This window comes from Microbulbifer variabilis (assembly GCF_020524905.1).
GTDB classification, from domain to species: domain Bacteria; phylum Pseudomonadota; class Gammaproteobacteria; order Pseudomonadales; family Cellvibrionaceae; genus Microbulbifer; species Microbulbifer variabilis_A.
Genome location: NZ_JAIVKI010000038.1, coordinates 1 through 8,412 on the forward strand (window position 1 = coordinate 1; position 8,412 = coordinate 8,412).

Genomic DNA, 8,412 nt, shown 5'->3' on the forward strand with positions numbered 1-8,412 from the left:
GCCCTTATCGCATGTATGAGGAAGCAACTTACCATCCTCAATACGATGGTAAAAAACAACACCTACTGGGATGAGAAAATGGTTTAAATATTTGACAAAGGGCCATAGTCACTTGTTATAAGTTTGCATTGATTCGGAAGAACTTATGGATACTACGTGACAACTGGCCTAGTTGCCCCGACTCAATACATATGTTTGCGATAGCACGCCACTCATAACTATATAGGTTGAGTTGAAAGCATAAATTGACGTGGCCTGTTTTCGATATTGTGACATCCAGCCTGAATTCATCCTTCAGTGCTCGCCAAGACTTCTCACCTTCCCAGCCCGACCAGTGGTCATCGAGCTCTTTAAAGAACTCCCAAATTGCGACTGCATACGGCAAGTTCTCTACTTTAACAGATGCTTTCATTACTTCCGATCTTAGATGCAGATCATAGTACTCTACCCAGCCCTCATCATTGAGTCGTGGATTGTCGAGTACTACGCAATAATCTGATTCGTTTCCTATCTGAAGCTGATTCATGGTTTTACTTATAACGCCCATAGCAACGGCGGCTGGAGCGTAGCGTAAGCCGTCCGGCCGCGATAGCGGCGAACAACATGCGCTTGTTAAGTGATTTAACACCCACCATCACTACCCCCTCCATCTCCACCACCAAAATTACCAGAATCACCAATGCCAAAGTAACCACCAGTGCCAGAGCCCTGAGTTATCCCAAACTTCACAATAAACCACAACACACTGGAAATTAGAAAGGCTGTAAATAATAACGGAGCAACTACTGAATTAAGCGAGTTTTCGGAAGTAAGATCAATCATATACCAAGATCCAACTAAGCCGGCAAAATTAATGATGAATGATTTCATTGACTATCCTTGTATCACTTAACGCCGCATTCAGCGGCTTGTCCGCTGCAATGCCTCGTTAAGTTCTTTCCCGCGCTCAGCAATTTGATACTGAAGACTCTTCACACGTTCGTTAATTGCACCGCCAGCGTCGAGAACCTTAGATAGGTTCGACTGCCAACCTTGCTCATTGGTTTTGATATCAATTTGAATTACACCCTCCTGATAGCCCCAAAAGCAGTTTGCCTGCCCGAATATCTCTCTAATTGATTCTGACATGTCTGGATAATATAAATCTGTTATAGCTAGAGCATCATGAAGCCGATCGCAATTTTCGATGTACCTCTTACGAAAGTCAGATAGCTCTGTTTCTGATGACTGGATGTAACTCATTGTTTGCGAATTTTCAAAGGCGATTACAGAAAGGATTTTATGTAGCTTTTCAAGTTTGTCTCGTTCAAGTGAAACCTCATCTCTTAACCTTTCATCAGCTAAACGATCCAATTGAAGCTTAATGTCTTTCTCCGAATTGTTTTTTGCGATCCTTAGTTGAACGCCACCAGTATACCGCGCCACTAAAATACCGATTAAAGCGGTTACTAAAGCACCTAAAAATATATATGCCTCTTTGGGCATCACAACCTCCATGAGAACTTAACGCCCGCAGAACGCTGCTGACACGCGCTTGTCGCGTGCTCAGTCTTGTTAAATTTTTCAGCGTTCATAAGGCCACTCCGCGCCAACCGGCTCTGAAATATGCCAATAAATAAGTTCGATGTACCGCAGGAGGGCATATACCCATACTGCAACTTGTCCCATCCCAGCAGCAAATGGCTGAAGTGAACCAACAAAGTCTCCTCTGCGCACGCTATGCTGATATATCTGCTTGCCACTCTCTACCTCCGATACCTCCGATTTGTAACTAGTCGCATGTACGAGAATGTCACCATTCCTGATTTCAACATATCCCAGGAGGTAAATGGCTAAAGCAATCAGGAGAGCTATTTTCTTCATGGAATTTAACGCCCAGCGTTGGCTGTCGCTCTGCCGCTGATTGTTATGCCTAGTTCTGGGGGGTTACCTGGACCTCAAATGGAACCCCGCTTGAAGCCGTAAACTTAATGCCCGCAGGTTCATGAAACTCTGTGAGTAAAACCGGGCTAGCCACAAGTACAAACCCGGTAGACTCATTGAATTCGTACACTTTCGTTTTTAGCCGGATTTGGTTCTCCGGTGTTTGCTCAGCGTTTAGCTCAATTTTTAGCATGTTATCTATACGCATTTCACTTTCAACGCCTTCCTCATTAAGAAGCTGAATAGATGTCAGCTGCTCATTATTTGAGCTAGCATCTACTTTAAGCATAATTGGAGACGCCGTGGAAAATGAGGCGCATAGAAGAGATGCGCCCCCAAGTGCCAGTATTGCGGCATTATAATTCTTGACTCGTTTTCCGACAGAAAATTCTTCTGATTCTGTTACAAGAATATCTTCTGGCACAATTGAAAATGCAGAAGAAATTGATTTAACCGACTCTTGGGACGCGTTACCACTTTTCTCTATTCGCTGTATGGTTCTTAAGCTAACCGATGCTACTTCAGCCAGCTGCTGCTGACTCCAAGCTCGCGACTTTCGCAGGCTGATGATCTTGTTTGTATCTACTTGCACTTCCATTTCTCTGTCCTCTGAAAATTGAACTTAAATTTTCATCGGATCAGCCTTAACTAGTTACGTCATTCTTACGACATTAGTACGAAATTTAGGCGACAGGCATAACGTTGCTAGCAAGGGCAGCCGAAGCGGAGCGTAGGCTGTCCAGCCCAGCCTCCGGCTGGGCGATCTTGCCTGGCCTGGTTATATGGCCTGCGCCGATGAATTGGTCTAACCAATATTTGGTCTCTTTGCTAGCACCGCTTTTACTAGATTGTACTGCGTTTTCCACTCATCTGAAGATTTAAAAACGATACCGCCTAACGGGGAGACTTTGTCTTCTTGCCAATCAGAAAGCTCTATCGATTCCTCACACCGCTGTAACCGACGTAGGTAAGCGAGAAGCCTCTTTGTAGAAAGAGCTTCTAACTCGCGCTGATTCAACGGCTTTACGGGTTTAAGCATTATTGTTTCTAGGCTGTATAACGAGGCTGTAGAAAAACAGTTTTAGAAAAAGCTGTCACTCCTCAGACTCCTCCAATTAAAATTTCGGCCTAAATTTAGCTATACCACTAAATTTCTTTCATTGTATTAAATTTAGGCGTCTTGCTACCCTAAATTTATACTCAATCAGTGGATACTGCCATATCTCATCAACTTTTCAATGTTATGTACCAAGCAGAACATCTGCCATTGTCCCTGAACCTTAATTTTTCCTCGTAGCGAGAAGCGATTCAATCGCTTGTTGGTACCAATGTTCCCAAACACTGGCTCGACAACAGACATTCGATGCCCATAAATGGTCTTGCCCTCGATACTATCAACCCGCTTTTTCATCCAGTCGGTGGCTTTCCGTCCGTTTGTCCAAGTAAGGGATACTTGCCTTCCATGTCCTTTTCGAGAGTCTGCAGAATCTGGGTTTCGCATACATTGATCTTTAAGGCTGCATTCCCTGCAATCAGTGAGGCGCCCTTCGAACAATAGCTTTTTCTTACCTTCACTAACATGCTCTTCTTTTAACAAGAGCATGGATTTTCCTGCCGGACAGATGCAGGTTTTCTTTTTCTTGTTGAATGTAAATTCACTAGCTGGGAAAGTCTGCTCAGTATTAGCTCTACCTTTTTGATTACGCTTGCCATACTTAGCTTTTTGCTTAGCAAAAGCTTTATCACGTGAACGGAATTTATTGTCAGGTATGTAGGCATTAATGCCCTTTTCTCGAAGGTAGCTGTAGTTAGCATCGTTGGCGAATCCAGTATCAGCAGTAATGATGACCTGTTTGACCAAGATGTCTTCTTCTATTCCTATATTCTGATAATGGCAACTGATGCCATCGAGAATAGGCTTCAGTGTATGATGTTCTTGCCCCTCACCAAAGGCCTGTGTTTCAACAACGATCTGATGCTTCCTATCAACTGCGGCAACACCGTTATAGCCCTGGATGGTTCCCTTGCTGGTAGTCATCTTGGCTGATTCATTGTCCGTAATATTACTTTTTACCTCTTTAGGGTTTTTACCTTGCCCCATCCTGGGGGAGTGATTCTTTAAGAACTGATCAATTTTATCAAAGTGTTTCTGTAGGGTATCAGCCGCCTTAGCTACCGCTTGCTTTCGCTCTTTCTCTTTAGGTTTCCTGCCATCAAGCCTCTTGTGCTCTTTGAGGCAATGTTTGATCTTCTTGCGAATCTTTTCCTGCTTCTGCTCTAGCTCTTTAAAAGTCCCCGAATGTTCTTTACTGGCATTGGATGGCATCTTGCATCCATCTATTGCGAATAGTTCGTTGCCAAGCAGCCCCTGTTGATCGCAGACCAGTAACACTTGCTCAAACACCGACTCAATCGCATCAGGATAACTGCTGACGAAACTCGCAATACTAGTAACATGTGGAACGGTATCGCATGACAGTGCTTTGAAGAGGATATTGTTCTCACATTGCCATTGAATTTCACGGCTTGAAGTAAGGCCTTTTGAGTAAGCAAACAATATGATTTTCAGTAGGATAGCCGGATCATAGGCGGTTCGCCCGCCGCTATCATTTTGATATTTTTTATGGAAGACAGAGAGGTCGATATGGTCATCAATCAAATGATGAAGTGTAAATTCAAAGGTTTCAGGTTGTAGTTGTTCTTCGAAATTGATGACGACCATTGCATCTTGGTTGTAATCGTAACGTTTGAAATTGGGCATATGGATAATCTCGACATCAAGACCTCCATTTTAACAAAAAAGCTACCTTTTAAGAGTTTTTCTACAGCCTGAACGCCTACAGCAGGGGCAGCCGAAGCGTAGCGTAGGCTGTCCCTCCCAGAACCCGTAGGGGGCTGGGACTTGCTGCCTGTGTTTGTTATGGATGATTAGCTTCATGATAACTCAATCATCCCAGGTAAAACCGGCTTCATTCAAGCGGTGCCTAACCTTGCTAACTTTTAATTCATCAGACTTACCAGATGATTGCGATTTATCAATATCTCTAGTTAGGTCAAAATAGTTCGTTCCTAGAAACTCTGAAAGTAAAGTGGCTAGGTTCCTATTTGAGTACTCACCGTATAGAGCGTCTATCAAAGGAAAGTACTCGTCATCCGTAATCCCATTTGGAAAAGCTGATTGTAATGACTTTAAGTCATTCTTAATAAATTCTTCCATCACTAAATAGCCATAACGCCCGCAGCAGGGGCGACCAATGCTATGCACATTTTGTGCGAAACTGGGAGCGCAGCGACCCGCACAAAATGTGCATAGCGTTGGGCGTCCCGTGGAGGCCCGCAGGGCCAGAACAAACTGCCTGCGATTGTTATGCATTACTTGGCACGCCCTATATTTCTAAGGAAGACTATCACGGAAGCTGAGCTTAGAAACCAAAAAGCCAACTTAAGAACAAAAACCACCGCAAACCAGATTGGATGAATTTTTAACCAAACAATATCTGTAGTACGAATATTTGGAATTCCGAGCTCCGTTATGGCCAGCCAAAGATGGCTGCCCAACCAAAGAATCAGAAAAACGTAGATGCAGAACCACAGCCAGTTTGGACATAGCGCGGAGGCGATATCTTCTAGCGCTTCAAATTTTCCTTTTATATAGCCTTGATCTGAACTCACAATTTTTCTTTTCTTTGTTTTAGTGCGAGCTTCTTTCATAGCTTATGTTTAACGTTGCCATCTGCGGCAGCTGAAACGTATTTAGCGCGAAGCGCGTTACGTAAGCTGTCCGTCAGCATGGCCTGGTTATGTTGCTACTTGCCAGCTGACGCAAGACCAACACCAAAACACATAAATGTACCGCCACCCAGCCGATTAACCATACGACCGCCTTTATCTGATGAAAGCCAGCTACGTGCAGACTTAGCCAAATGCGCATAGAGCAAATGGATTAAGACTACAAGGCTACTGTAAGTAACCACCAAAAGTACGAACTGGCCTACATGATTTGATGAAAAGTCAACAAACTGTGGAAATATGGACATAAAAAAGAAAACGGCTTTTGGGTTTGTAAGCTGTAGAGTTAAACCTTCAGAAAACTGCCGTTTTCGACTCTTTATTGAAACACCTTTGGGATCTATTTTTGCAGCTGGTGACCTCCATAGCTTGATACCGAGATATATTAAGTAGGCTGCCCCGATAAATTTCATAATACTGAAAGCCACTGTTGAAGTAGCCAATAGTATTCCAAGACTAGTCGCAGAAACTCCCGCAACAATAAATGTTCCGAATGCAATTCCCAGAATGCCACCAATAGCTCCAGACATACCATATCGAATAGCATTGGTAAGTGTCAGAATAACACCGGGACCAGGGCTCAAGACAGTTGCTATAGCAATAAGCAAGAACAATAAATAACTTTCCATCTTTACCTCTTTGGTAGCTCGGAAACATAACGCCTCGCTAAACGGCGAGCGGTAGCGAGTCCGGTGGAGGCCACGCTTTTTGTGGCCGGAACGAATTTGAGCGACTTGTTATGGTGCAACACCATGCTTGTACTGCGACCTCATTTGTTTGGGATAGCTAGGGTATACTGCCTTTAGTGACTCATACACTTTAAGTGCCACATACTTACGATCAATTTCGAAAAATTTGACCGGGGAAAGATCTTCTCTCGATAGATGTTCGCTGGCGGCGCGATGGAAACCACAAAAAACTGCCCAGCTCATTAGAGCGTGCCATTCATTGATTTGTGCCTGTGACTCTTCCGTCTTGCTCCATATCTCGAATAGGTTTGGAAAAGAAGCTCTTCCCTCTGCTTGAAGTACCCCATCGGAGATGTCTATCTCACTTGGCCAAAATAGCCTGCTTTCCTTTAAAAGCCTACTGAATTTCACATTGCACCATAACGCCTCAAACACCGGCTTGGTCAAGTTGGCGGCTTTTTTGGAACAAAAAAGGTGACAGCTTTACCAAGTCCACGTGCTTTGACTTGTTACATTTTGACCGTGAAACCATTGCTGATTACCTCAAGCTGCCCATTACCATTAAAATTAAATTTGTAATGCTTGTACTCTTCTTGAGCCCCGATTTCACCTTGCTTTATATGATCTTCCAGCCATTTTGACTCAGTAATTATATGGCTTCTATCGTATTCTTCGCCTTCGACGAACGTTTCGATCATTTGCCATTTAAATGCAACGGTATCTGAAAAGAACACCTCTCACTGAATTTCCTGCCAATCCTTAAATTTAAGGATTAAGTCTCCCTCATCCATATTGAATTCAGGGAAGTCAGCATCTGCGGTTGAAAACCCTGGATCTATTATCTCTGCTCGTTCCATGCTCAATCTATTTTGAAATGTAACGTTGCCAGCTGGGGCGGCCTGCGCTGCTTATGCGCGCAGCGCATAGCGTAGGCCGTCCCGCGGAGCGCCGAAGCGTACAGCCTGGCCTTGTTAAGCATTTATCTCACTGGCCTCCATAATATTACGACGAGGAACTATGCCCCACAATGCCGGTAACGCTCCAAGAACAAAGCCACAAAATAGTGTTTGAAGTTGTACAGGCTAAAACGCAAGCTTCACTCCTACACCGTAAATTGCATATGAATTCAAGGTAACATCTAGCACCATAACTATGGCGGCGAGAACTAGGCCAGCGCTCAATTTAGTTATAAGCAAAACTACCACAATGAGATCAATTACAGACAATGCAGTCCAGAACGCATTGAAACCGAATGGCGCAAAGGTATATGGAAAAGGCCCACCATTTACGATATCTGCTGCGTGATTAATGCATCCAATCATAAAGCATGCAGCAATTACCGAAATAAATATTTTTTTTGACTGTGGCACGATATTTCCCTATGTGCTTAACGCTTAAAGCACCGGCGTAGCTTTACCACGTCCGGTGCCTTTATTTGTTAGGACTGCTCTAGTTTTGGCAATAGCACTACTAGCTTGTTTTACGTGCCACTCCTTACTGAGACTATAAAGAACCACCATTTCTCCGAGATCTGCCTTACCGCCACGACACCAACCTAATTCCACCTGAACAAGATTTTCTTGGCTGCCTTTCAGGGTCTCATATACCTTTATCCGGATTACTCTTTCCGCTCCACGGACTAAATAACCTTCTTGCTCTTTGCTTAACACTCGATTTTCCAGCTCAGGGATCGATATACTAGACACTCTGCCAATATAAACTTCTTTGGCATTTTCAGCCCACTGTTCTGAGGTCCAATTTAGCTCCCGACATGCAAGTGCACCCTGAGCGATAAAAACAATTATAAGGGTCACTAAAACTTTCATTTCAGGTTCATAGCCCTAACGCTGCTATAACCGGCAGCCGGAGCGCAGCGTAGGCTGTCCGGCGCCGCTAGTGGACCATGCGGTTAATTAGGTGACACATTTTTGGCTCGCTGCACTGAAGCCAGTATCGTGTCGGCGCTCTTTGTCCATTTAAATGGTTTGGCAAGATCGCGGTTATGAACACG

Annotated in this window: 13 protein-coding genes; all 13 read right to left on the bottom strand. The window is 44.0% G+C overall.

All coding sequences use genetic code 11. The features are described 5' to 3' along the window. Positions 1-115 precede the first annotated feature (115 nt). Entirely contained in the window at positions 116-547 is a 432-nt protein-coding gene (locus tag LC073_RS22050) for a DUF6228 family protein (protein ID WP_413231466.1), read from the bottom strand. 74 nt (positions 548-621) lie between these two features. Then, positions 622-870, bottom strand: a complete 249-nt coding sequence (locus tag LC073_RS21090) for a hypothetical protein (protein WP_226649553.1) — start codon at positions 868-870, stop codon at positions 622-624. 30 nt (positions 871-900) lie between these two features. Further along, positions 901-1,485, bottom strand: coding sequence for a hypothetical protein (locus tag LC073_RS21095; RefSeq protein WP_226649555.1), 585 nt, complete (start codon positions 1,483-1,485; stop codon positions 901-903). A gap of 78 nt (positions 1,486-1,563) precedes the next feature. Beyond that, entirely contained in the window at positions 1,564-1,863 is a 300-nt protein-coding gene (locus LC073_RS21100) for a hypothetical protein (RefSeq protein ID WP_226649558.1), read from the bottom strand. Between the two features lie 49 nt (positions 1,864-1,912). Beyond that, positions 1,913-2,521 (bottom strand): helix-turn-helix transcriptional regulator, encoded by a 609-nt coding sequence (locus LC073_RS21105; protein WP_226649560.1) that lies wholly within the window; start codon positions 2,519-2,521, stop codon positions 1,913-1,915. A gap of 207 nt (positions 2,522-2,728) precedes the next feature. Further along, positions 2,729-2,962 (bottom strand): hypothetical protein, encoded by a 234-nt coding sequence (locus LC073_RS21110; RefSeq protein ID WP_226649562.1) that lies wholly within the window; start codon positions 2,960-2,962, stop codon positions 2,729-2,731. A gap of 165 nt (positions 2,963-3,127) precedes the next feature. Next, positions 3,128-4,684, bottom strand: a complete 1,557-nt coding sequence (locus LC073_RS21115) for a transposase (protein WP_226649564.1) — start codon at positions 4,682-4,684, stop codon at positions 3,128-3,130. Positions 4,685-4,867: 183 nt separating this feature from the next. Continuing rightward, entirely contained in the window at positions 4,868-5,296 is a 429-nt protein-coding gene (locus LC073_RS21120) for a hypothetical protein (protein WP_226649565.1), read from the bottom strand. Next, positions 5,296-5,634 carry a hypothetical protein gene (locus tag LC073_RS21125; RefSeq protein WP_226649567.1) on the bottom strand — a complete coding sequence of 113 codons (339 nt, stop codon included), beginning with the start codon at positions 5,632-5,634 and terminating at the stop codon, positions 5,296-5,298. The genes LC073_RS21120 and LC073_RS21125 overlap by 1 nt, the downstream gene beginning before the upstream one ends. A gap of 95 nt (positions 5,635-5,729) precedes the next feature. After that, positions 5,730-6,341 (bottom strand): LysE family translocator, encoded by a 612-nt coding sequence (locus tag LC073_RS21130; protein WP_226649569.1) that lies wholly within the window; start codon positions 6,339-6,341, stop codon positions 5,730-5,732. A gap of 569 nt (positions 6,342-6,910) precedes the next feature. Next, complete coding sequence (locus LC073_RS21135; RefSeq protein ID WP_226649571.1) at positions 6,911-7,135, bottom strand: hypothetical protein; 225 nt, start codon at positions 7,133-7,135, stop codon at positions 6,911-6,913. A gap of 348 nt (positions 7,136-7,483) precedes the next feature. After that, positions 7,484-7,771 (bottom strand): hypothetical protein, encoded by a 288-nt coding sequence (locus LC073_RS21140; protein ID WP_226649573.1) that lies wholly within the window; start codon positions 7,769-7,771, stop codon positions 7,484-7,486. A gap of 24 nt (positions 7,772-7,795) precedes the next feature. Further along, positions 7,796-8,227, bottom strand: coding sequence for a hypothetical protein (locus LC073_RS21145; RefSeq protein WP_226649575.1), 432 nt, complete (start codon positions 8,225-8,227; stop codon positions 7,796-7,798). Between the last annotated feature and the right edge of the window lie 185 nt (positions 8,228-8,412).